Origin of the sequence: Actomonas spartinae (assembly GCF_051209155.1) — a bacterium.
GTDB lineage: Bacteria > Verrucomicrobiota > Verrucomicrobiia > Opitutales > Opitutaceae > Actomonas.
Genome location: NZ_JBPJGB010000001.1, coordinates 734538 through 756562 on the forward strand (window position 1 = coordinate 734538; position 22025 = coordinate 756562).

The 22025-nt window shown below is 65.5% G+C and carries 18 protein-coding genes and 2 tRNA genes; 9 read left to right on the forward strand and 11 right to left on the reverse strand.

The genetic code is table 11. The features are described from left to right. The first annotated feature begins 113 nt into the window (after positions 1–113). Entirely contained in the window at positions 114–2387 is a 2274-nt protein-coding gene (locus tag AC0MRV_RS02910) for a cation:proton antiporter domain-containing protein (protein WP_472762929.1), read from the forward strand. A 100-nt stretch (positions 2388–2487) separates the two neighbouring features. Here AC0MRV_RS02910 and AC0MRV_RS02915 read toward each other — a convergent pair whose 3' ends face one another. From AC0MRV_RS02915 to AC0MRV_RS02925, 3 genes are all read right to left on the reverse strand, one after another. Beyond that, complete coding sequence (locus tag AC0MRV_RS02915; RefSeq protein ID WP_472762930.1) at positions 2488–3345, reverse strand: hypothetical protein; 858 nt, start codon at positions 3343–3345, stop codon at positions 2488–2490. 140 nt (positions 3346–3485) lie between these two features. Then, positions 3486–4172 carry a DsbA family oxidoreductase gene (locus tag AC0MRV_RS02920; RefSeq protein ID WP_472762931.1) on the reverse strand — a complete coding sequence of 229 codons (687 nt, stop codon included), beginning with the start codon at positions 4170–4172 and terminating at the stop codon, positions 3486–3488. A 90-nt stretch (positions 4173–4262) separates the two neighbouring features. Then, a complete protein-coding gene (locus AC0MRV_RS02925) occupies positions 4263–5030 on the reverse strand; it encodes a DUF748 domain-containing protein (RefSeq protein ID WP_472762932.1) in 768 nt (255 codons plus the stop codon). Between the two features lie 95 nt (positions 5031–5125). Here AC0MRV_RS02925 and AC0MRV_RS02930 point away from each other — a divergent pair, with 95 nt between their 5' ends. From AC0MRV_RS02930 to AC0MRV_RS02945, 4 genes are all read left to right on the forward strand, one after another. Next, positions 5126–5836, forward strand: coding sequence for a hypothetical protein (locus tag AC0MRV_RS02930; RefSeq protein ID WP_472762933.1), 711 nt, complete (start codon positions 5126–5128; stop codon positions 5834–5836). Further along, positions 5833–6189, forward strand: a complete 357-nt coding sequence (locus tag AC0MRV_RS02935; protein WP_472762934.1) for a hypothetical protein — start codon at positions 5833–5835, stop codon at positions 6187–6189. The genes AC0MRV_RS02930 and AC0MRV_RS02935 overlap by 4 nt, the downstream gene beginning before the upstream one ends. 125 nt (positions 6190–6314) lie before the next feature. Then, positions 6315–8162, forward strand: a complete 1848-nt coding sequence (locus tag AC0MRV_RS02940; RefSeq protein ID WP_472762935.1) for a DNA topoisomerase IV subunit B — start codon at positions 6315–6317, stop codon at positions 8160–8162. An 83-nt stretch (positions 8163–8245) separates the two neighbouring features. After that, positions 8246–9082 carry an RluA family pseudouridine synthase gene (locus AC0MRV_RS02945; protein WP_472762936.1) on the forward strand — a complete coding sequence of 279 codons (837 nt, stop codon included), beginning with the start codon at positions 8246–8248 and terminating at the stop codon, positions 9080–9082. Here AC0MRV_RS02945 and AC0MRV_RS02950 read toward each other — a convergent pair. The 7 genes from AC0MRV_RS02950 to AC0MRV_RS02980 form a co-directional block, all read right to left on the reverse strand. Beyond that, positions 9079–12366, reverse strand: coding sequence for a DNA polymerase III subunit alpha (locus tag AC0MRV_RS02950; protein WP_472763928.1), 3288 nt, complete (start codon positions 12364–12366; stop codon positions 9079–9081). The genes AC0MRV_RS02945 and AC0MRV_RS02950 overlap by 4 nt on opposite strands. Positions 12367–12494: 128 nt before the next feature. Then, complete coding sequence (locus tag AC0MRV_RS02955) at positions 12495–14054, reverse strand: Y-family DNA polymerase (RefSeq protein WP_472762937.1); 1560 nt, start codon at positions 14052–14054, stop codon at positions 12495–12497. Positions 14055–14123: 69 nt separating this feature from the next. Next, complete coding sequence (locus AC0MRV_RS02960) at positions 14124–14777, reverse strand: hypothetical protein (protein ID WP_472762938.1); 654 nt, start codon at positions 14775–14777, stop codon at positions 14124–14126. Positions 14778–14871: 94 nt separating this feature from the next. After that, entirely contained in the window at positions 14872–15519 is a 648-nt protein-coding gene (gene lexA, locus AC0MRV_RS02965; protein ID WP_472762939.1) for a transcriptional repressor LexA, read from the reverse strand. A 96-nt stretch (positions 15520–15615) separates the two neighbouring features. Next, on the reverse strand, positions 15616–16404 hold the full coding sequence (locus AC0MRV_RS02970; RefSeq protein ID WP_472762940.1) for a DUF547 domain-containing protein: 789 nt from the start codon (positions 16402–16404) through the stop codon (positions 15616–15618). Between the two features lie 183 nt (positions 16405–16587). Beyond that, positions 16588–16857 (reverse strand): GIY-YIG nuclease family protein, encoded by a 270-nt coding sequence (locus AC0MRV_RS02975; RefSeq protein ID WP_472762941.1) that lies wholly within the window; start codon positions 16855–16857, stop codon positions 16588–16590. A gap of 45 nt (positions 16858–16902) precedes the next feature. Next, positions 16903–16979, reverse strand: a tRNA-Met gene (locus AC0MRV_RS02980). A 313-nt stretch (positions 16980–17292) separates the two neighbouring features. Between AC0MRV_RS02980 and rpsB the strand changes: the two genes are divergently transcribed. From rpsB to AC0MRV_RS03000, 4 genes are all read left to right on the forward strand, one after another. Beyond that, a complete protein-coding gene (gene rpsB, locus AC0MRV_RS02985) occupies positions 17293–18219 on the forward strand; it encodes a 30S ribosomal protein S2 (RefSeq protein ID WP_472762942.1) in 927 nt (308 codons plus the stop codon). Between the two features lie 51 nt (positions 18220–18270). Then, on the forward strand, positions 18271–18864 hold the full coding sequence (gene tsf, locus AC0MRV_RS02990; RefSeq protein ID WP_472762943.1) for a translation elongation factor Ts: 594 nt from the start codon (positions 18271–18273) through the stop codon (positions 18862–18864). A gap of 104 nt (positions 18865–18968) precedes the next feature. Continuing rightward, positions 18969–19376, forward strand: a complete 408-nt coding sequence (locus AC0MRV_RS02995) for a hypothetical protein (RefSeq protein ID WP_472762944.1) — start codon at positions 18969–18971, stop codon at positions 19374–19376. A gap of 81 nt (positions 19377–19457) precedes the next feature. Further along, positions 19458–19545: transfer RNA gene (locus tag AC0MRV_RS03000), tRNA-Ser, on the forward strand. Positions 19546–19806: 261 nt separating this feature from the next. Here the strand turns inward: AC0MRV_RS03000 and ppk1 are convergent. Beyond that, positions 19807–21939 (reverse strand): polyphosphate kinase 1, encoded by a 2133-nt coding sequence (gene ppk1, locus AC0MRV_RS03005; RefSeq protein ID WP_472762945.1) that lies wholly within the window; start codon positions 21937–21939, stop codon positions 19807–19809. Positions 21940–22025: the final 86 nt, after the last annotated feature.

Consider the following 22025-nt stretch of genomic DNA (forward strand, 5'->3'; position numbering starts at 1 on the left):
GAATCACACGCGATCGGCATATCGTGGTTCGCGGGCTGCGGTCAGGTTCTTGCGAAATAACGTCGAATCGCTTTGAGCGACGGCGGGAAATGGGGAACGTTGCGGGCGACCAAATGGGCGAACACTACCTGCTTCATGATTTGGGCTGGCTCATGGCCGCCGCGGCTTTCGTTTCGATCCTGTTTCGTTGGCTGAAGCAGCCGGCGATCATCGGCTACCTCGCCGCTGGTTTGTTGCTCGGCCCCCACCTCTTGCCGGCCACGCCGATTCATGACGCGGACAACCTGTCGTCGTTGAGCGAGCTGGGGGTGTTGTTCCTGATGTTCTACATTGGTCTCGAGTTTGACCTCGGCAAACTGCGGCCGGTGGCGGCGGCGTCGTTTCTGGGGCTGGCGCTGCAGACGATGTTGATGGGACTGATCGGCACCTCGGTGGGGCAGTGGTTGGGCTGGAATCCGGTCGAGGGTCTCTTCCTCGGCGGTATCCTCGCGATCAGTTCGTCGATGGTATGTTTCAACCTCATCGGGGAACGCGGCGACATGCAGCGACCCTATGCGCAGATCACGGCGGGGGTGCTCATCCTCGAGGACATCCTCGCGATCATCTTGCTCGTGGTGCTGGCCGGTGTGGCGGTGTCGGGTCAGCTCGACTTCACCGCTGTGGGCCAGACCACCTTCCTGGTCGGCATCTTTGTGGTCGCGGTCTTCATTCTCGGCAAATTGATGGCGCCGCTCGCGGTGAAGTTGCTCAACAAGGTGGGCAATCCGGAGACGCTCACGCTCTTCGTCGTCGGGATGATTTTTGCGGTGAGTCTGCTGGCGGAGAGTGCGCACTTCTCGCTGGCCTTGGGCAGCTTCCTGGCCGGCGCGATCTTTTCACGTTGCGCGATCTCACACGACATCGAGGTCGTGATGACACCGCTGAAGGACTTTTTCTCGGCGCTGTTCTTTGTGACGATCGGCACGTTGATCGAGCCGGCGGCGATCTGGGCGCATCTGGGCACGATCATTTTGGTCACGGTGCTGATGATGGGCGGCAAACTGCTGGCCTGCTGGTTGGGGTTTGTGCTGGCGGCGGTGCCGCCGGCGACGGCCACGCGTGCGGCCCTGGCCAAGGTGCAGATCGGTGAATTCGGCTTCGTCATTGCCTCGCTTGCCTTGAACCTCGGCGTGACCAATCCGGCCCTGAAGGCGGTGACGACGGGCGTTGCGGTGCTGAGCATCATGGCCACCCCGCTGGCGGTGGCGCAGGGCGACCGTGTGATCGGCTGGGCGGAGCGCTTCACCCCGCGCAAGTTGCGCAGCGCGCTTACCATCTATCTCGACTGGATCGAGACGGTGCGGCTGACGATGCGGGAGAGCAGTTTCCTACGCGTCGTGCGGCGGCCGCTGGCGCGCGTGGGCATCGACTTTCTGCTGCTCAACGCGCTGCTGATCGTGGTGTCCTTTTCGGCCCAGTTTCTCGGCGACTCGACCTGGCAACGGATTCTTTGGGGGGGCGCGGCGTTGGCGGCGATTCCGTTCCTCGTCGATATCCTGCGCAGTCTCGATGTCGTGACGATGGCCTTGGCGGAGATTGCCTTGTCGCGGCCGGCGCTGCGCTTGGTGGCGCGCGGACCGGCGCGGGACATTCTGCGACTGGGTGCGTTTTCGCTGATCCTGTTTGGATTCATTTCGTTGTTCCTGATCGCGTGTGCGCCCTACTTCCCCACCGGCACCTCGCTGGTGGTGTTTGCGCTCACGACGGGCGCGCTCTTGGTGCTGGGTTGGAAGCGCGCGGTGCGATTGCAGAGTCAGTTGGAGTTTGCGGTCATGTCCTCGATGGAAGCCGAGGCGCGCAGCGGCGCGCGGGAGGCGGTGGCCGATGCGATCAAAAGCATGACGCGCAAAAATCCGTGGCCCGTGGAGCTGGCGGAAATCGTCATTCCGGCCGACGGCTGTGTGGTGGGGCGGTCACTGAAGCAGACCGACCTGCGGCGCAAGACGAGCGCGACGGTGGTCGCGCTGCAACGCGGGGGCGTGACGCACTACGATGTGCCGCCGGACATGCCCCTGTCGCCGGATGATCACCTTTTGATTGTGGCGGAAAAGCCGCAGTTGGCGGACGCGATTGCGTTGCTGTCGGAGATCGGTGAACGCCAGGTGCGTCCGTCGGAACTGCCGCATCATTTCACGCGCCTGCTGGTCACCGGCACCTCAAAGTTGTGCGGACTCACGCTTGGGGAGGCGGCGATTCGCTCGACCTACGGTGTGACGGTGGTGGGCGTGCAGCGCGGCGAGGATCGCAACACGGGTCCGTCGCCCGACGAGTGCCTCAATGATGGGGACCTTCTGCTCGTGATGGGGCCGGAGGAAGGCATCAGCTCGCTGCGCGAGGCGCTGCTTTAGACGGAGACGCAGAGAGGCGGCCCTGCCGTTTGGAGGGCACAAAAAACCCCGGCCTTGCTGGGCCGGGGTTGCGGGGAAGGGGATCGTTCCGAGCAGAGTGTCAGGACTCGCTGCGGAAGGTGATGTTGATCGGCTCGTCGCCGCTGTTGCGGCTGTTCCAGTTGTTGACGATGGTCGACGAGGTTTTGCGGTGCGCGGCCCGCATGGCCTTGACGGCTTCGGCCTTGGCGTCGAGGGCGGCGAAGGCGCGGTCCTGAGCGGCGATCAGCGAAGCGGGCCAATCCGGCAGACGCTTGGCGGTCTTGAGGTCGTTCCAGAGCGCGTGGGCGCTGGCTTTGGCGATGACCAACTTATGGTAGTAGGCGGAGAGTTGCTCGTCGTAGCGACGGGAAGCCATGGCGTAGCTGGCCATGTGGACGGCGTCGGAGTTGGCGTCGATCGTTTCGAGCGCGGCGGGCTCTTCGGGGGCCTCGTAAAAGAGCGGTTCGCTCGGCTTCACGAGGGCGGCCGTGGGGCCGAGGGAGCCTTCGAAGGCATCGCGCACGAAGCTGATGCGCAGGTCCTTGCCCCCCGTGGCGGCGCCGGGGAATTCGGCTTGGATGGCGTTGGCGGTGAGGATCGCCTCGACGGCGTCGAGATCGAGCTTGGCGGTCCACTTACCGCCGACGCGGGTGAGGGCGCCGCTCCAAAGGCTGTAGTTGGCGCTGTTGACCACGAGGACCTTGGCATCGCTGGCGGACGCCGGTGCCCGAGTCATCGAGAGGGTCATCTGACCGGCGGCGGAAATGCTCACGCTATCGGCATCGGCGGCGCGGATGGCGGTGAATTTGGATTCCTCTTTCTTTTCCTCGTCCTGCGCGGTCGCAGGCAGGGAGAGCAGGCCGAGCAGAGCCGCGCCCAATGCGAGACGGTGCCAGCCGCGGAGAGGGTTCGAGGTAAAACGCGAAACGAGTGTCATGGATTCTCCTATGGGTGGTTTATGGGAGGAGCCCGGCCGAACGGTCGATAAAGGGGTGACCGGACTGGAAGATGGGCACGGTAGCACTCGGACAGGGGCGTTCAAACGCGTTTTGCGATTTTCCGCACTCGGCGGTGTCTTCAGTTTTGCGGCGGGGGACCGAAGTGCGCGGCGTGACTGGCGTAGCGGGCGGCGTCGGCAAGCTGTTGCTCGATCGTGGCGACGAGCGGGGCCGCCTGCCAAAGACCGGCGAACACGGCTTTGTCGCCGATGTTATTCTCCACGATGAAGGTGGGGCGCTGGTTGACCTGATGGGCAAAGAACGTGGCCGTGGAATCGGCGACACGTTGGCGGACCGCGTCGGAGCGGGCGGCTTGGGCCAGAGCGGTGGCGTCCAGGCCGGCCGTGGCGGCGGCGATCTGGGCGCACAGCTCGAGGTCGGCAACGCGTTGCCCTTCGCGCAAGGCGGCGTGGCTGAGCGCGAGGCGGATGCGTTCGTCGTCAGGATCCAGAAAATCGCGTCCGGCCTCGGCGACCCAATTGGGCGCCTCGTAGTGACCGGCGACGGCGGGGTCGAACCAGCCTGAGTTGAGCATGACGGTCGAACCGACGTGCGTGCCGCTGCGCCGGTAGAACCAATCACATTGTTCGCGGGAGACCGGGAAGTCCTCGGGGCGCATGAGGGCGACGCGCCAAGTGAAATGCACGCGTTCGGCGTAGCGTTGCTGCAGCTCCTGCCACGCGGGTTCCGCCCAGTGGCACCAGGAGGAGAGCACTTCGATGAAGTAGGTGACGGTGACGTTGGGAACAGGCGCGGACGCGGGCATGCAGCGAGGCTGGCAGGCGCCGCCCTTGGGTCAATGCGCCCGAGGCCTTCGGGGCAGGGCAATGGGCGCGCTCTTTCGGCAGCACACGGCTCAGTTTTTCGGCGCGTTGTCTTTCTTGCCGCCGAAAAGTCCCCTCAAGGTGTCGCCCACCGCGTCGACCGCCCCCTTGGCGGAGTCGAGGTTGAGTCGGCCGTCGGCGAGCGCCTTGGTCGTGGCGGTCGCGATTTGCGCGAGGATCTGCTGGCTCACTTTGAGCGAGAGCTCGGCGGGGGTGAGGCCTCGTTCAGGGGTGCCGAGGTCGGTGAGGATGAGGTCGGGCAGGGAGATTTCGAGGGTGCGGCCGGCGGCGATCACGGCGACCTTGGCGTCGTGCAGGGCGAAGTGTTGCACGCAAAGGCGTTTGCTCGGTCCGGCGGCTGCTTCGGGGTCGGGGCGGGGGCCGCCACCGCCGGTCGCCGCCTCGATGTGTTTGACGAGGTCGCCGAGATTGGAGCGGACGAGGCGGGTTTCGTAGACGAACTCGGGTTGTTCGAGCGTGATGTTGCGCACTGTGATTGTCTCTCCCAGCAGGCTGGTGGGAGACACGTCGACATGGATGCGGCCGATTTCAGCGAGCTTGGGCCCGGTCCAACCCTCGGGGTTGCCGACGAAGAGTCCGGTGAGCGTGCCGCGACCCGAGAAAGGCGACAGACTGGCGTCCTCCAACGTTACGATGGTGCCCGTGAGATCGGGAGCGAAGGTGTTGACGGTTTGTTTGAGCGCGGAGCCGAGGACGAGCATGAGGCCGACGACGCCGGCGATGAGCACGAGGGCCGCCACTCCGGCGAGGGCGAGCAAGGTGGATTTCGCGGAGGCCATGGACAGATAAACTGCGCCACTTCAAAAAGGTTGCAAGAACGTCGAAGGGAGGCGCGGGCTTGCGTCGCAGTCGGTGGCGGCTGTGATCGCCGGAGATGACGTGTTCCGTGCTGGCGCTGACAAGTTTGGCCGAAGCGGTGTCGCGTGCGCAGTCGGTGGGTTTGTTGACGGCGCTCGTTTTGCCGGCCGTCGCAACACTGTGGTGGCGCGGTCGAAGGGATGGCGATCGCACGACGCGGGCGTTTTGCGGCTACGCGTTGGCTCTGCTGGGGGTGTTCTGGGTCCACCAAGTGGCTGACTTGCGGGCGGCGGATGCGGCCGCCGCGCTGTGGCGCCGGGCGCTGTCGAATGTGATCCAACTTCCCTACGCGTGGCTCTTCGTTCGTTTGGTGCGCTGCTACTTCGACGTCGATCGCACCTCGTCGCGCTGGAGCTTGTGGCTGCGAGGCGTTGAGCGGGCGTATTGGGTGCCCGTGGGTTTGATTGGGGTGGACTTGGTCGCGGATCTGGGCGTGGCGTCGTGGTCGATCCTCTTGCTCAACCTCGCGAATCTGCTGAGCGCCTACGTGGCGGTGATCTGGTGTTGGCGGCTGGGCGTGCGTGGCGCGGGGGCCTTTCTCGCGGGCATGTTGCCGATGGCCTTGGGCGGCTTGTTGCTGGCGCTGCAGTGGGCGGTTGAGCCGGGCGGATACGGGATCAATGGCATGTTTCCGTTTTGGCTGGGCGTCCTGCTGCACCTCATGGTGTTTTTTGTCGTGTTGCACAAATCTGCTCCAGTTCGAACCAAGGAGGCCTTGGCCGCATGAGCGACCTGCGTGAGTTTTTCGGCGTGTGGGAGGTGGTGAGCGGTCGCCTGGGGTCGCAATCGATTCCGCTGCCCGCCTCGCAGCTCACGTTGGCGGCCGCGACCTATCGGGTTGAAACACCGACGGGAGTCGACCACGGCAAGGCGACCTGGAGCGAAGCCTACGGCCAGGTTGCACTCGACCTGCACGACATCGGCGGTGAAGGCGGCGAGCAAACGATCGCGGCGATCGCCCGCGTGCGCGGCAGTGTCCTGCAACTCTGCTACGCGGTCGACGGCACCGGCCGGCCGCATGGTTGGGAAGCACCGGGAGGCCTCGCATGGGTGACGGTGCGCTACCGACGGGTGGAATGATGCTCCGTGCCGGCGCGCGCGGGTATTTTTAGAGGCGGCGGCCAACAGTATCCGGTTTGCGCTTGTCAGCACGGGCCGCGCTCGGAGCCTTGGGCGTTTCGTCACCCCGAACTTTTTCGCATTACATGGCCGCTGAGCACAACTACACCGAGTCCTCGATCAAAACCCTGTCCGCCCTGGAGCACATCCGTCTCCGCCCCGGCATGTATATCGGTCGACTCGGTAATGGCGCCCACGCGGAGGATGGCATCTACGTCCTGCTCAAGGAGACGATCGATAACTGTATCGACGAATACACCATGGGTTTCGGCAAACGGGTGGAGGTGCACCTCGCCGAGCGCACCGTTTGCGTGCGTGACTACGGCCGCGGCATTCCGTTGGGCAAACTCATCGACTGCGTGTCCATCATCAACACCGGTGCCAAATACGACTCCAAGACTTTCCAGAAATCGGTCGGCCTGAACGGCGTCGGCCAAAAGGCGGTCAACGCCTTGTCGGTTTCCTATCGCGCCCAAGCCGTGCGCGACGGCCAGTGCAAGCTGGTGGAGTTCGAGCGCGGCAAGCTCGCCAAGGAGCACAAGGTGCAGCCGACCGAGGAGCGCAACGGCACCTACATCGAGTTCACGCCCGACGACGAACTCTTCGGCAAGGGTTTCACGTTTCGACGCGAATACATCGAGGAGATGATGTGGAACTACGCCTACCTGAACCGCGGGCTGACCCTCAACTTCAACGGCAAGAGCTTCAAATCCGAGGGTGGTCTCAAGGACCTGCTCACCAAGAAACTCACGGGTGAAACGCTCTATCCGATCGCCCACCTCGAGGCCGAGGACATCGAGATCGCGCTCACCCACGGCGGCCACTACGGCGAGGAATATTACTCCTTCGTCAATGGCCAGCACACCACCATGGGCGGCACCCACCTCGCCGCCTTCCGCGAAGGTTTGGTCGGCACGGTGCGCAACTTCTACGGCAAACAATACGACGCCGCCGACATCCGCCAATCGATTGTCGCCGCCATCTCGGTGCGCGTGCAGGAGCCGGTCTTCGAGTCGCAGACCAAGACCAAACTCGGCTCCACCGACATGGGTCCGAAGGGGCCGACCATCCGCACCTTCATCACCAGTTTCATGCAGCAGCACCTCGACAACTGGTTGCACCGCAACCCCGAGGCTGCCGAGACGCTGCGCAAGAAGATCGAGGCCAGCGAACGCGAGCGCAAGGAGCTGAGCGGCATCCGCAACCTCGCCAAGGAGCGCGCCAAGAAGGCCAACCTGCACAACAAGAAGCTGCGCGACTGCCGGGTGCACCTCGACTCCAAGGACAAACGCGCCGAGGAAAGCACGCTCTTCATCGTGGAGGGCGACAGCGCCGCCGGTTCACTCACGGCGTGCCGCGATGTGCAGACTCAGGCAGTGTTCGCGCTGAAGGGTAAACCGCTGAACACCTTCGGTCTCACCAAGAAAGTCATCTACGAGAACGAGGAGTTTCACCTCCTGCAAAGCGCCCTCAATCTGGAGGACGGCATCGACGGCCTGCGTTACAACAATGTCGTCATCGCGACCGACGCCGACGTCGACGGCATGCACATCCGCCTGTTGTTGATTTCTTTCTTCGTGAAGTTCTTCCCGGAGCTGCTCACCAACGGCCACGTGTCGGTCTTGGAGACGCCGCTTTTCCGTGTGCGCAACAAGAAGAAGACCATCTATTGCTACAGCGAAGCCGAGAAACAGGCCGCGCTGCACGAGCTCGGCAAGGCGGCCGAAATCACGCGCTTCAAGGGCTTGGGCGAAGTGAGCCCCGGCGAATTCAAAGACTTCATCGGCATGGGCATCCGCCTCGAACCGGTGAGCCTCAAACATGTGACCGACACCGACGACCTGCTCGGCTTTTACATGGGCAAGAACACCCCGCACCGCCAAAGCTTCATCATCGAAAACCTCCGCGTCGAAAAAGACCTGGTCGAGGTGTGACGCACGGTTCGTCACTGCGCTATCCGAAGGGATGCGGCAGATGAAGCTCGCCCCCGAGGGGCGAGCGTGACTTGGGTGCGGACGTGAGCGACGCGTTGTCGAATGATCCGCCTTTGAATCCGGCCCAGGTGTATGGGCCGTGGCCGCCGCGGCCGTTTCGCGAGGACCGGGTGACGCTCATCGGGATGGATGAGCTGCGATCCTGGATCCTGCACGAGGACGACGATCTGTTGGTCGTGAGCAAGTCGGGCGAGGTGGTGTGCCATCCCTCGAAGTTTGGGCCGACCTCCAGTCTGGTGGGGGCGGCACGCGAATACACCGGCTTGGATACGATGCATCTGGTGTTTCGACTCGATCGCGAAACAAGCGGCGTCGTGGTGATGGCCAAGAACGCGGCAACGGCGAGTCGGCTGCAGACCGCCATGATGACGCGGAAGGTGGGCAAGCGTTATCTGACGGTGCTGACCGGTGAGCTGGCTGAGGCGGTGACGGTCGACCAGCCGCTGGGGCGTGACTACGAGAGCCCGGTGCACGTGAAGGATTGCGTAACCCGGGAGGGCAAGGCGGCGGTGACGCACTATACGCCTATGACAATGCGGAATGGTTTTACGCTGGCGGAGGTGGGCCCGCAGACCGGCCGCAAACACCAGATCCGCGCGCACGCGCAGTGGCTCGGGTATCCAGTGGTTGGAGACAAGATCTACGGACCGGATCCGCGCTTGTTCCTGCGCTTCATTGATGATGGCTGGAGCGACGAGCTGGCTGAGGTGCTGTTGTTGCGCCGCCAGGCCTTGCACTGCGCCGAGATCGACCTGCGGCCGGCAGGGTTGGACTGGGTCTTCCGCGCGCCGTGGCCGGAGGATTTGGCGGAGTTTACGCGCGAGCGGATGGGTTTGGTGGAGGCTCCGGAGCTGGCCTAGTGAAAGTCGTGGGAGGCTTGGGCGGGGAGGTCGTCTAGGCGGAGGGCTTCGATGTGCTCGGCTTTGACGTGGATGATGCCGTGCTGAATCTGGAGCCGGCCCGTGATCCGCAGGGCGGGTTCGAGGTTGATGGTGAGGCGGTAGTGTTCGAAGCGGTCGGGGGTGACGATGCAGTTGGCCACGCCGGTTTCGTCCTCGAGGGTGATGAAGACGAAGCCCTTGGCGGTGCCGGGGCGCTGGCGGCAGATGACGCTGCCGGCGACGGTGACGCGGTCGCGGTCCTGGGCCAGGCTCAGGTCGAGGGCGCGCCAGACATCGGGCAGGCGGGCGCGCACGTGGGCCATGGGATGCACGCCGGTGGTGAGGCCCATGCCGGTGAAGTCCGATGCCACGCGCTCGGCGCGTGTCATGGGATTTAGGATTTTGGATTCTTGATTTTCGATCTTCGCCTCGGGCCGGTCTTCGGCGGCGAGGGCGGTGAACTCAGTTTGTTGATATGTGCGCTGGAAGAGGGGTTCGGCGGTGGTCCACGCGGCTTCGACCTGCCAGAGGGCGGCGCGGCGGTGACCGGCGAAGACGTTGAGGGCGCCGAGGGCGGCGAGGGAGCGGCGCTGGGCGGGGTTGAAGGTGGTGCGGGCGAGCCAGTCGTCGATGCCGGTGAAGGGGTGCGCGGCGCGGGCGGTGAGCATGGCGCGAGTGGGTTTTTCGGCGAGGCCGTTGACGTAGCTCAGGCCGAGACGCACGGCGGGGATGTTAGGGTTGTAGCCGGGGTCGTTGACCCCGGTCCCGGCTTCACCGAGGCCGGCTACAGCGGGATCCGGGTATTCGACGGTGCAGCGCCAGTCGGACTTTTGCACGCAGACGGGTAGGAAGGTGACGCCGTGGCGGCGGGCGTCCTGCACCAGCGTGGCGGGGCCGTAGAAGCCCATGGGTTGGTTGTTGAGCAGGGCGCAGACGAACTCGGCCGGACGGTGGGCTTTGAGCCAGGTGCTGGCGTAGGCGAGCAGGGCGAAGCTCATCGAGTGCGATTCGGGGAAACCGTAGAGGGCGAAGTTGGAGGCGGACTCGATGAGCAGGTCGGCGATGCGGTCGGACCAACCGTGGCGGTGCAGGGCGGCGCGCAGGTTGGTGAGGGCGCGATCGAGGCGTTCGGTGCCGCGGGAAAAGCCCATGGCGCGGCGCAGTTCCTCGGCCTGGCTGCCGTCGTAGTTCGCCAGGGCCATGGCACAGGCGAGCATCTGTTCCTGAAACAGCACGACGCCGTAGGTGCGCTCGAGGATGGGCAGGAGTTTGTCGTGCACCTCGGGATCGAGGCAGACGATGGGTTCGCCGTGGTGGCGGCGGCGGATGATGGGGTGGGCGAGTTTGCCGACGATGGGACCGGGGCGCACGATGGCGACCTGCATGGCGACGTCGTAGAAGCAGGCGGGTTTGAAGCGGCGCAGGGAGGACATCTGGGCGCGGCTTTCGATCTGAAAAACGCCGACGGTGTCGGCCTCCTGCATCAGGCGGTAGGTCGCGGGGTCGTCGGGCGGGATCGCCGGGAGCGAGAGCGTATCGCCGTTCTGGTTACACAGTTCGAAGCAGTCCTGCAGGGTGGCCATCATACCCAGGCCGAGCAGGTCGACCTTGACGATACCGAGGTCCTCGCAGTCGTCCTTGTCCCATTGCACGACGACGCGGTCGGGCATGGAGGCGGGCTCGAGGGGGACGACCTGGTTGAGGCGGCCGCCGCAGATGACCATGCCGCCGGAGTGCTGGCCGAGGTGGCGAGGCAGGCCGCGCATCTGGTGGTAAACGCGGATGAGCGTCGCGGCGCGCGGGTGCTCGGCGGGCAGGCCGGACTGGCGGAGTTGGTCCTCCAACGACATCGTGTGCGGGAAGTCGCCGCCGTGGTAGAGGCTGGAGAATCGGTCGAGGATGTCGTCGGGCAGGGAGAGCACCTTGCCCAGTTCGCGGGTGGTGCCGCGACCGCGGTAGGTGATGACGTTGGCGGTCATGGCGGCGCCATGCGGGGCGTAGCGTGCGTAAACCTCCTGGATGACGGACTCGCGCAGCTCGCCGCTGGGCAGGTCGAGGTCGATGTCGGGCCAGGACGGGCGGCCGTCGGCGCCGACGCGGCCCTCGCTGAGGAAGCGTTCAAAGAGCAGGCGGTTTTTGACCGGGTCGATGGCGGTGATGCGCAGGGCGTAGCAGACGACGCTGTTGGCGGCGGAACCGCGGCCTTGGATGAGGATGCCGCGGGCGCGGGCCCATTCGCAGATGGAGGCGACGATGAGAAAGTAGCCCTCGAAACCGAGCTTGGTGATGAGGGCGAGTTCGGCGTCGATCTGGCGGCGGTAGGCCTGGGTGAGGGTGGGAATGAACTGGGTGATGCCGGCGTAGACCTTTTCGCGGAGCAGCGAGGTCATGTTGTGCCACGGCGGAGTGGGGAAATCGGGGAAGCGGTAGCCGAGGTCGGAGAGGGTGAACTCCAGCCGGTCGGCGAGGTGCAGGGTGTTGGTGAGGGCCTCGGGCAGGTCGGCGAAACGCTGGGCCATGACCCGGCCGCGGTGCAGGTGACGTTCGGCGTTCGGCGCGAGCAGACGGCCGGCGCTATCGAGGGTGGTGTGGTGACGCAGGCAGGTGAAGACATCGGTGACGGGGCGGCGGTCCCGGGTGGCGTGGGTCACCCCACCGGTGGCGAGCAAGGGCAGGCCGGTGCTGGCGGCGAGGTCGCGCAGGAAAGTCACGGTGCGTTCCTCACCGCGCACGCGGTGGCGCTGGACTTCGACGTAGAGCCGGTTGGGGCCGAAGATGCGTTGCAGGGGGGCAAGGGCCGTGGCGCTCGCGGCTGGGCCGCCGGTTTGGTAGGCGGAGAGCAACGGCCCCTCGGTGTCTCCGGTGAGAGCGATGAGGCCCTCGGCGTGAGCGGCAAGTTCGTCCCAGGTGGCGTGGCAGGGGCGCTTGCGTTCGCGGTTGAGCGCGGGGTCGGGCCGCGCGGTTTGTTTGGTGAGGGAGATGAGCTGGCAGAGGTTCTGGTAGCCGGTGCGGTTGGCGACGAGGAGCGGCAGGGCGGTGCCGTCGAGCAGGGTGAGTTCGGCGCCGACGAGGGCACGCAGGCCGTGCTCGCGGGCGGCGGCGTAGAAGCGGGGCGCACCGTAAACGCCGTCGCGGTCGCAGACGGCGACGGCGGGCAGGTCAAGCCGCGCGGCCTCGGCGGCGAGGTCGGCCGGTTGTGAGGCGCCGCGCAGGAAACTGAAGGCGCTGCTCGCGTGGAGCTCGATGTAAGCGGGGGAAAGAATGAGGGAGGAGGATCTTTATTCTTTCTCTTTATCTTTCTCTTTCTCCCCGTTGGCCGGACCCCGACCGCTCCACGGGGATAAAGAGAAAGATAAAGAATAAAGAGAAAGAGGGCGGAGCCGTTGGCTCCTTAGTCGTATTCACCGACCAAATACCAGCCGGTCGGGGTTTCGGTGAGGCGGTAGAGACCGGGGGAGGGTGGGCCGAGGGCGATGTCCCAGTCCTCGCTGGTCCAGGCGCGGTCGGGTTGCCACCAATCGCCACTGCTGCGCCAGGGGCCGAGGAGCGCGGTGACGGGGCCACTGAGGTCGGCGGTGGCGACGTAAGTGGGGCGGCGGGTGGCGGGCGCGAGTTCGACCCGGGCGGGTTGGGGCGGGCGGTAGCGGCGCAGGGGTAGACCGAGCGGAGGTAACGCGGGTGGCGGCGGCGCGGGTTCCACGGCCGGGTCGGGGGCGACGAGGGTGCAGGCGTCGGGGCGGTGGGTGTCGGTCAGGCGTGGCGTGCCGATGCGGTTCTCGCCGAGCAGGGCGGCGGCGCGGGCGAGGGTTTCGGCGAAGCCGTGGGGGTCGCGCAGGCTGGAGTCGAAGAGGCCGTGTTGGCGGTGAAGGGAGCGGGTGGGCTCGAGATCGAGCCGGGCGGCGACGACGGGGGAATCGGTTTGCACGGTCTCCAGGTGGGAATGGAGCGTGCGGTGCAGGAGGTCGGCCGAGGCAGTGGGTTCGGGCAGACGGATGGTGCGCTGGTGGGTGGTGTCGTTGTCGAGGGTGAGCGTGAGGGTGAGGGAGGCGGCGGCGAGGGCGGCGGTGGTGAGCTCGAGGGCGAGGCGGTCGGTGAAGCGGCGCAGGAGGAAGAGCAGGGGTTCGAGGGTTTCGATGGCGAACTCGAGCTCGAGGGTGGCGGAGAAGGTGGCGGGTGGGGTGACCGGTTGGAGTGGGCGGGTGGTTTGGCCGGCGGCGCGTTCCCAGAGGGCGAGTCCGCCGGGGCCGAGGCGCTGGGCGACGTCGGTCTTGGGCAGGGCGGTGAGGTCGCCGAGGGTGCGCACGCCCCAGAGGGCGAGGATGGACGCGTGCTCGGGCGTGGGCTCGGCGACGGCGAGGGGCAGCGGGGCGAGAAAATCCGCGGGGCTTTCGATGCTGAGGATGGGGTGGTGGTCGGGCGGGGTTTCACCCCGGGGAGAGAAAGAGAAAGATAAAGAGGAAAGAGAAAGATGTTGGGCCCCGTAGCGGGCGAGGAGGGGGGTGGGGGCGAGGGCGGCGGTGGCGTGAAGGCCGAGGGCGTTGAGTTGTGTCACCGCGGATTGGATACGCGGGAGGCGTTGGGTTTTGGGCAGGGCGGTGAGGTCGGCGGTGGCGAGGCCGGGGGCGGTGTTTTCGTAGAGCGGGGAAAGGGTGGCGGCGGCGGCGAGCAAGGCGGCGGTGGCCTCGGCTTCGGCGCCGGGGTGGCGCTGGCGCAACTGGAGCTCGGCGCAGCGGGAGAGGGCGGCGGGCGCGGTGAGGCCGGGTTCAACGGCCTGCGCGGCGGCGGCGGCAGTGCAGGCGAGGACGAGGGCGCGTTTGCGTTCGCCGTCGAGCACGGCGACGGGGCGCGCGGCGAGATCGGGCGCGGTGCGAAGCAGCGCCTGCAGGGGGAAGTCGGCGAGGTGGAGCACCGCGAAGGATGGGGCCGAGAGGCAGGATTGTTTTTTGACCACGGATGGACACGGATGGCTTCGCCTACCGGCTACGCACTGAGACTTCATACTTCTGACTTCTTACTTCGCTCACGCGCTGAGCGCGTGGGCGTGGCGTTGGCGGGCGAGGTGGGGGAGGAGTTGGGGGAGCAGGTCGGGACGGTGGGTGGCGAGGTGGGCGAGGGCATGGGGGGTGGTGAGTTCGAGGCGGAGGGCGGCGCTGGGCACGAGGGCGCGGGGGGTGATGACGAGCAGGGCGAGCTCGGTGTCCTCGACGGCGCGTTGGAGCCGATACCAGAGCGGGGCGGGCACGCGGCGCAGGTCGCGCAGGGGGGCGCGGCGCAGGTCGAGCATCACGAGGCCGAGATTGGCGTCGCGGGCGAAGAGATCGGTGACGCTGAGCGCGGTGGGCACATCACCGCCGCGGGCCCAGACGAGGTGTTCGAGGTGGGCGGGGGGGTGGGACTCGGGGTCGAAACTCTCGGTCGGATCGATGAGCGCGACGCGTTGGCGACGCTCCCGAGTGGTTGCGAGGAGTTGCCCGAGCAGGAGGTGGGAACCGCTGCTGGCGGTGGTGGCGACGAGTTCGGTGAGGGCGGCGAGAGGCAGGCCGCCACCGGTGGTCTCATCGAGGTGCTTCAGCCCGGTGGGCAAACGCGCGCCGGCAGCCGTCCGCTGGGCGGACGGAAAGCGCTCGGCGAGGAGATGCCGGAGCGCAGCCAAATTGGGAGGCGCGGAAGACACGGGGGAAAGGAGAAGCGGGCAGAGTGAATGGTGAAAGAGGGACGGGCCGACGGGGTGGGGGCGGCTCGACGCGAGGTCGAGCCCCGCAGGAGAGTCAGTCGTCGGCAGGGGTGCGTCGGAGGAGGCCGACCATAAGGCCTTGGATGAGGAGTTCCTCAGCCGGGAGGAGGTCGGGGTAACGGGGGTTCTCGGCGCGCAGGAGGGGGCGACCGTTTTGGTGCAGGAAACGTTTGAGGGTGGACTCGCCGTCAATGAGGGCGGCGACGATCTGGCCGGGGCGTGGTTCGCCCGGGGTGAGGAAGACGAGGTCGTCTTCGAGGATGTTGGCGCCGATCATGGAATCGCCGCGCACGCGCAGGGCGAAGAGGGGGCGGCGGGCGTCGTGGCGCAGGCCGAGGGTGGCGGGGTCGAGGGTGACGGTTTCGTCGGCCTCGGGGAGTTGGGCATTGGCCGCCGGGAGGCCGGCGGGGATGACGCCGTAGACCGGAACCGGAATGGTGAGAGGCGAAGACTGCGGCGAAAAAGGTGCGGCCGGCAGGCGGAAGGCACGGGCCTTGCCGGGGTCGCGGGTGAGGGCGCCCTTCTTTTCGAGGGCCTGGAGATGGCGGGTGGCGGCGAAGGGACTGGCGAAGCCAAAGTGGGCTTGGATCTCGCGCAGGGTGGGGAAGACGCCGTGCCGGTCGCGGTGGGCGTGCACGTAGGCGAGCACGGCTTGTTGCTTGGGCGTCAGGTCGTCGGACATGTGTTCAAATGAACACTATCTGGAATGTGGCTCAAGCGGGATTTGGGCGAGCTCGCGCAAGCCGTTGCGGGGGCGCGGGATAATTTTTCGACAGCCTCAGCGGCGGTCATTGAGTGACCAGTCGTAGTCGGCGTAGCTGATGGTCCAGCGTTCCGGATCGTTGCGCAGGCTGCGGGCGAGGTCAGACGTCACGAAGTCGGCAATGAAGTCGAGGCGGGCGGCCGGAGTGGGACCGAAGTCGTCGGCGAACCAGTTGAAGATCTGCGAGAGCTGGGCCTGACGGCGGCGACCATCGATTTGGTTGCGATGGGCGAGAAACCAGCGGCCCTGGTCGTTGAGTTGGGCCTCCAGGCGGGCGCCGGTATAGGCCTCGGCGCGAAGCTTGGGACAGGAGTGGGCGGCGCAGACGAGGGCGAAGTGGATGCGACCGTCACGAAAGCGGGGGCGGATGATGTCGTGTTCGATCTCTTCGAGCGTGTAGTCCTGTCCGCCGACGCGGGCGAAACGGATGTCCCACGGGCGGCCGTCATCGGGATCGGCGGTGGTTTCGCCGAGGGCGGTGATGCGGCGGATGGTGTCCACCGGATGCACGCTGGTGATGAGCTTCAGGGTGTAGGCGTTGTAGGCGTTGATCCAGAGCGCGAGCTGGGCGTCGCGGGAGGGAAGATCGGCCGGGTCGAAGCTCGCAAGTTGGGCGAGGTAACGGTCGAGACGCTCGTCCTGTGCGATGGCGCGGTAGTCGACTGCGTCGCCCTGCACATGCTCGTTGAGGAGCGCGGAGTAGAGGGCGTCATCCGGTGATTCGGTGGCACGGCCCCACAGAGCTGCGGCCAGGCAACAGGCGGTGAATCCCAAACGGCGAAAAGTGGCGCGAAGCGGCGGCATGGGGACAAGAGGCGGGAGGCGCGCCTCAGATTCCCGCAATTGCGTGCAGATGCAAATGGTTTGGGTGGAGCCAGCAAAAAAACCAATCGGCGTGAGCCAGATTGGGTTAAATTGGGTGCAGGGCTGGGATGGTCAGGCTACTCGCTTTGCTCGCAGAGAACCCAGGATCCCGCGTCCGCGGGATTATGAGCCGAAATCGGCGTAGTCTTGTTGGGTGGCTGCAATACCTGAGCCGCCCTTTTGACGTTTGAGGAGATTTTCCAGTTTGCGCGCATCGCTGAGACTCAGCTCCCGGCTTTGCCAGACGATGCGCCACGGTCGGTATATGGCCGTCCACCGGGACTCGCCGGCGTTGTGTTGAGCCAGGCGCTTATCGATGTCTTCGGAGAGCCCGAAGTAACGGCGGCCGTTTTCGTTGCGGAGTTCGTAGACGCGATAGATCGCTGAAGTCATGGGTCACAAAAAAACCCAATCGACGAAAGCCAGATTGGGTTAAATTGGGTGCAGGGCTGGGATTTGAACCCAGGACCTTCAGGTTATGAGCCTGACGAGCTACCAGACTGCTCCACCCTGCAATAAAGTGGGACGCGGAACGTCGCGGGGACGGTCGGCGGAGTCGAATCGGAACGATTTGAGAGAACAGCGCGAGTTGGCGGAGAGGCGCCGTTCGCGAAGGGAGGCAGAGGAATGCGCCGGCAATGTTACGTGTCAACAGGGTTTTTGGAAATTTCCTAAATCGCTCTTGCCTCCGGTGAGCTGGGTCTCTGTGTTCGGCAACTCTTTCTCCGGAAAGAGACGTTCGTTTAACCCATCACATTAACCATCACTCGATCGCAAGGCGGCCCATAGGCCGACCTGTGTGTCGCAGATACATAGATCAAAACTCACATGAGCAACCTCAGCATTACCGTCCGAGACCTCCTCGACGCCGGTGTCCACTTCGGCCACCAGACCAAGCGTTGGAACCCGCGTTCCAAGCCCTTCGTGTTCGATCACCGCCAGGGCATCACCATCATCGATCTCGGCAAGACCTACGGCGCCCTCGAGAAGGCCTGCGCCGCGCTCACCGACCTCGTCGCCAACGGCGGCAACGTGCTCTTCGTCGGCACGAAGCGCCAGGCCCAGGAAATCGTGCGCGAGGCCGCGACCTCCGTCGGCATGCCCTACTGCGTCGACCGCTGGCTCGGCGGCACCCTGACCAATTTCTCCACCGTCAAGCGCTCCATCGCCAAGTATAAGAAGTATCAGGCCATGGACACCTCCGGCGAGCTCTCCAAGCTCGGCGGCAAGGAGCAGGCCGCGATCAAGCGTGAGATGGTGCGCATGCAGAAGAACTTCGCCGGCATCGTCGAGATGGCCGATCTCCCGCAGGCCATGATCATCATCGACGTGGCGCACGAGGACATCGCCGTCGCCGAAGGCGAGCGTTGCGGCATCCCGACCATCGCTCTCGTCGACACCAACTCCGACCCCTCCAACGTCACCTACCCGATCCCGGGCAACGACGACGCCGTGAAGTCGATCCGAGTGATCGTCGACGCCCTGCTCGAGTCCGTGCAGAACGGTCTCGGCCAGCGTGACGCCCGCCGCATCGCCCGCGGCCAGGCCGACCTCAAGGCCGCCACCGCCGCGGTCGCCGCCGCTGCCGGTGTCGAGGAAGAGGCCGAGGTTGCCACCGAGTCCGCCCCCGCCGAGAACGGCGAGGTCGTGATCCCGGAGCCGGCCACCCGCAAGAAGATCGCCGCCCCCAAGGACGACGAAGCCCCGGCCGCCGCCGAAGAGGCTCCCGCCGCCGAGGAAACCAAGTCCGAGTAAGGTCGGCCTCCGCCGTCCGCTCTCTCCGATTCAACCGAATTCCTTTTTACAATGAGCACCGTGATTACCGCCAAGATGGTAAACGATCTGCGTCAGGCTACCGGCGCGGGTCTCATGAAATGCAAGCAGGCCCTCGTCGATGCCAACGGCAACGTCGAGGAAGCCACCACCATCCTGCGCAAGCAGGGTGAGGCTTCCGCGGCCAAGAAGGCCGATCGTGACGCCAAGGACGGCGTCATCGAGAGCTACATCCACCTCGGTGGCAAAGTTGGCGTCCTCATCGAGGTCAACTGCGAGACCGACTTCGTGGCCCGCAACGACGACTTCAAGGCCTTCGTGAAGGACCTCTGCCTGCACATCGCCGCCGTCAACCCGACCGCGGTGACCCGCGAAGAGGTGCCGGCGGACTTGGTCGAGAAGGAGCGCGAGATCGCTGCTTCCCAGGCCGAAGGCAAGCCGCCGATGGCCGTGCAGAAGATCGTCGAGGGCAAGCTCGAGAAGTTCTACGCCCAGAGCGTGCTCCTCGATCAGCCCTTCGTGAAGAACCCGGACGTCACCGTCCGCGAGCTCGTCACCCAGACGATCCAGAAGACTGGCGAGAACATCCAGATCCGCCGCTTCACCCGCTACCAGCTCGGCGCCTAAGCCTCGCTTCAGGTATCTTTTAAAAACGCCTCCCGTCGACGTGCGGGAGGCGTTTTGTTTTTGGCGAATAAAGCGAGGCGGCTTAGCCTCCCGATTCTCAATCCATGAAAGTCACCCGGGGACAGATCATCACACGCGGCCTCACCAACCGTTGCCCCAATTGCGGCGGCCGCACGCTCTTCAAGCCGGGCCGCTTTTTTGAGCTGAACAAATCATGCCCGCGTTGCGAACTGACCATCGAGCGGGATGAAGGTTTCTTCCTGGGTTCCATGTCGCTCAACTACGGCGTGACCATTGTGGTTTTCCTGGTGCCGGTGCTGCTGCTGTATCTCGCCGACGTGTTCTCGGGCCTGACGGCCAGCCTCGTGGCGGGAGTGGGCGCCGTCGTCGTGCCGATCCTGTTTTACCGCTCTTCGCGCAGTTGGTGGTTGATGAATTATTACCTGGTCTTCCCGCATCACCTGTCGGCCAACCAGCGTGACATCGCGCCCGACGAAGACGAGAACACCTAGCCTCGGTGGCGCTGCACTTTCGGCTTCCGTTTTGTGGCCGGACTCCTACGGTCTGCCCTCCCACGCTTCACCGTGACTTAAGGAGAGGTGGCAGAGTGGTCGATCGCGCCGCACTCGAAATGCGGTTTACCGCAAGGTAACGTGGGTTCGAATCCCACCCTCTCCGCCACGGCCATTTTCGATTTTGGAGTCTCGATTTTCGAGTGGGTGGCGCAGCACGAGCGGGGTGCATGGTGGGATGAGAACCCGGGGTCGACGGAGCGATCCCGCGCGCGACGGGAGAGCGGAGATGGGCCGACGGAGTGCAACGCAGTCGCCGCGCAGCGGGGCGGCGTGAGCCGTCGCCAATCCCACCCTCTCCGCCATCTCGATTTTCGATTTTGGAGTCTCGATTTTCGAGTGGGTGGCGCAGCACGAGCGGGGGGGGCGATCAGAGGGCCAGCGTTTCGCGTTCGGCTTGGAGGCGGGCGCGTTGTTTGGCGGCGGCCATGAAGTAGGTCTGCACCGAGAAGGTCGGTTCGTTGGGACCGCGGGGAACGTGGCGGTAGGCGCCGTTGGGGCGCAGTTGGCGGGCGTCGACGTTGTCCTGCAGTTCGAGCGGGAAAAACTCGTCGATGAACCAGGCGCGCAGCGACGGGTCGTCGACCGGGAACATGACTTCAATGCGGCGGAAGAAGTTGCGCGGCATCCAGTCGGCGCTGCCGGCGTAGATCTCGGGTTCGCCGGCGGCGTTGTGAAAATAAAAGGCGCGGGCGTGTTCGAGGAAGCGGCCGACGATGCTGCGCACCGTGATGTTTTCGCTCAGCCCGCGCACGCCGGGCACGAGTCCGCAGATGCCGCGCACGATGAGGTCGACCTTCACGCCGGCGCGGGAGGCGGCGTAGAGGCGGTCGATCACGGCCTTGTCGATGAGTGAGTTCATCTTGGCGATGATGCGCGCGGGTTGGCCGGCGGCCGCGTTGGCGGTTTCGCGGTCGATGAGCTCGAGCAGGCGACTGTGAAGGTTGAACGGGGCCACCAGGAGTCGCTGAAAGGTCGGTTTGCGCGAAAAGCCGGTGAGGGTGTTGAAGGTGGTGGCGATGTCCTCGGTGAGATCGGCCCGGCAGGTGAAGAAACTCAGGTCGGTGTAGAGCCGCGCGGTCTTCGGGTTGTAGTTGCCGGTGCCGAGGTGGGCGTAACGACGCAGGGCTTTGCCCTCGCGGCGCACGACGAGGGAGCACTTGCAGTGGGTCTTGTGGCCGACGAGACCGTAGACCACGTGCACGCCGGCCTCTTCCAACTGGCGGGCCCACTGGATGTTGTTGGCCTCATCGAAACGCGCCTTGAGCTCGACCAGCGCGGTGACCTGTTTGCCGTTTTTGGAGGCTTCGATCAGCGCGCGCACGATGGGTGAGTCGCCGCTGGTGCGGTAGAGCGTCTGCTTCATGGCCACGACCGCCGGGTCGCGGGCGGCGAGGGTGACGAAGTCGACCACCGGTTCGAAGCTGTCGTAGGGGTGGTGCAGCAGCACATCCTGCTCCCGCAGGGTTGCGAAGGGCGCGACGCCCGGGCGTAACGGAGACGTGGATACGGGCGCGAAGGCGGGATACTTCAGGTCGGGCCGGTCGAGCTCGACCAGGCTCATGAGCCGCAGCAGGTTGAGCGGCCCGCCGAGGCGGAAGACGTATTCGTGCGAGAGCTCCAGGTGGTCGCAGAGGGTTTCGAAGATGCTGTCGTTGACGCCCTCCTCGATCTCCAGCCGCACGGCCGCGCCGCGCTTCAGGTTGCGCAGCTCGGCTTCGATGGTCTTGAGCAGGTTTTCCGCCTCTTCCTCGTCGATGTAGAGGTCGCTGTTGCGGGTGACGCGGAAGGCGTGCGCGCCGTTGAGGCGATAGCCGGGGAAAAGCGCACCGGCGCAGAGTTTGATGATCTCGGTGAGGAAGATGTAGGTCTGCTCGGCCGTGCCGTCGGGGTCGATGCGCACGAGGCGCGGGAGGATGCGCGGGACCGGCAGGATGGCGGCGTAGCGCTCGATCTCGGGTGTGTCGGGATCGTCGAGCGAGACGATGACGTTGAGGGTCTTGTTGCCGACCTGCGGGAAGGGGTGGGCTTGGTCGAGGCCGAGTGGCGTGAGCACCGGAAAGACCTGTTCCTCAAAATAATGCTCCACCCAGGCGAGTTCGGCGGGGGAGAGTTCGTGCGCCGACTTGAAGTGCACGCCCTGCGCGGCGAGGGAGGGCACCAGGTCGTCGATCCAGAGCCGGTATTGGTCATCGACGAGCGAGGCGACGACGGAGTGGATCCGGCGGAGCTGTTCGCGCGGGCCGAGGCCGTCGAGGCCGGACTTTTCGAGGCCACTCTCCACCTGTTGAATAAGGCCGGCGACCCGGATTTCGAAAAATTCGTCGAGATTGGAGCAGACGATGGCGAGGAACTTGACGCGCTCCAGCAGCGGGGTGGCGGGATTGCGGGCCTGCTCGAGCACGCGACGGTTGAAGGCCAGCCAGGAGAGCTCGCGATTGAAATAGGCGGCCTTGATCGGTCGGGCCGGGGCGCCGACGGGCTCGTGGTCACAGCTCGGCACATGCACTCCCGCGCGGTCAACCGGAGGGGTCGGGGGAGAGGTGGGGGCTGGACGGTGGCGACGGGGCATGCAGGGAAACGGTCACC

What these genes read in the sequence shown, in the direction of transcription:
- AC0MRV_RS02975 (WP_472762941.1), bottom strand. Translation starts at nt 16,857, where the DNA reads ATGACTTCAGCGATCTATCGCGTCTACGAACTCCGCAACGAAAACGGC.
- rpsB (WP_472762942.1), top strand. Translation starts at nt 17,293, where the DNA reads ATGAGCAACCTCAGCATTACCGTCCGAGACCTCCTCGACGCCGGTGTC.
- AC0MRV_RS02995 (WP_472762944.1), top strand. Translation starts at nt 18,969, where the DNA reads ATGAAAGTCACCCGGGGACAGATCATCACACGCGGCCTCACCAACCGT.
- AC0MRV_RS02925 (WP_472762932.1), bottom strand. Translation starts at nt 5,030, where the DNA reads ATGGCCTCCGCGAAATCCACCTTGCTCGCCCTCGCCGGAGTGGCGGCC.
- AC0MRV_RS02930 (WP_472762933.1), top strand. Translation starts at nt 5,126, where the DNA reads ATGACGTGTTCCGTGCTGGCGCTGACAAGTTTGGCCGAAGCGGTGTCG.
- AC0MRV_RS02935 (WP_472762934.1), top strand. Translation starts at nt 5,833, where the DNA reads ATGAGCGACCTGCGTGAGTTTTTCGGCGTGTGGGAGGTGGTGAGCGGT.
- AC0MRV_RS02940 (WP_472762935.1), top strand. Translation starts at nt 6,315, where the DNA reads ATGGCCGCTGAGCACAACTACACCGAGTCCTCGATCAAAACCCTGTCC.
- AC0MRV_RS02910 (WP_472762929.1), top strand. Translation starts at nt 114, where the DNA reads ATGGGCGAACACTACCTGCTTCATGATTTGGGCTGGCTCATGGCCGCC.
- tsf (WP_472762943.1), top strand. Translation starts at nt 18,271, where the DNA reads ATGAGCACCGTGATTACCGCCAAGATGGTAAACGATCTGCGTCAGGCT.
- lexA (WP_472762939.1), bottom strand. Translation starts at nt 15,519, where the DNA reads ATGTCCGACGACCTGACGCCCAAGCAACAAGCCGTGCTCGCCTACGTG.
- AC0MRV_RS02970 (WP_472762940.1), bottom strand. Translation starts at nt 16,404, where the DNA reads ATGCCGCCGCTTCGCGCCACTTTTCGCCGTTTGGGATTCACCGCCTGT.
- AC0MRV_RS02920 (WP_472762931.1), bottom strand. Translation starts at nt 4,172, where the DNA reads ATGCCCGCGTCCGCGCCTGTTCCCAACGTCACCGTCACCTACTTCATC.
- AC0MRV_RS02915 (WP_472762930.1), bottom strand. Translation starts at nt 3,345, where the DNA reads ATGACACTCGTTTCGCGTTTTACCTCGAACCCTCTCCGCGGCTGGCAC.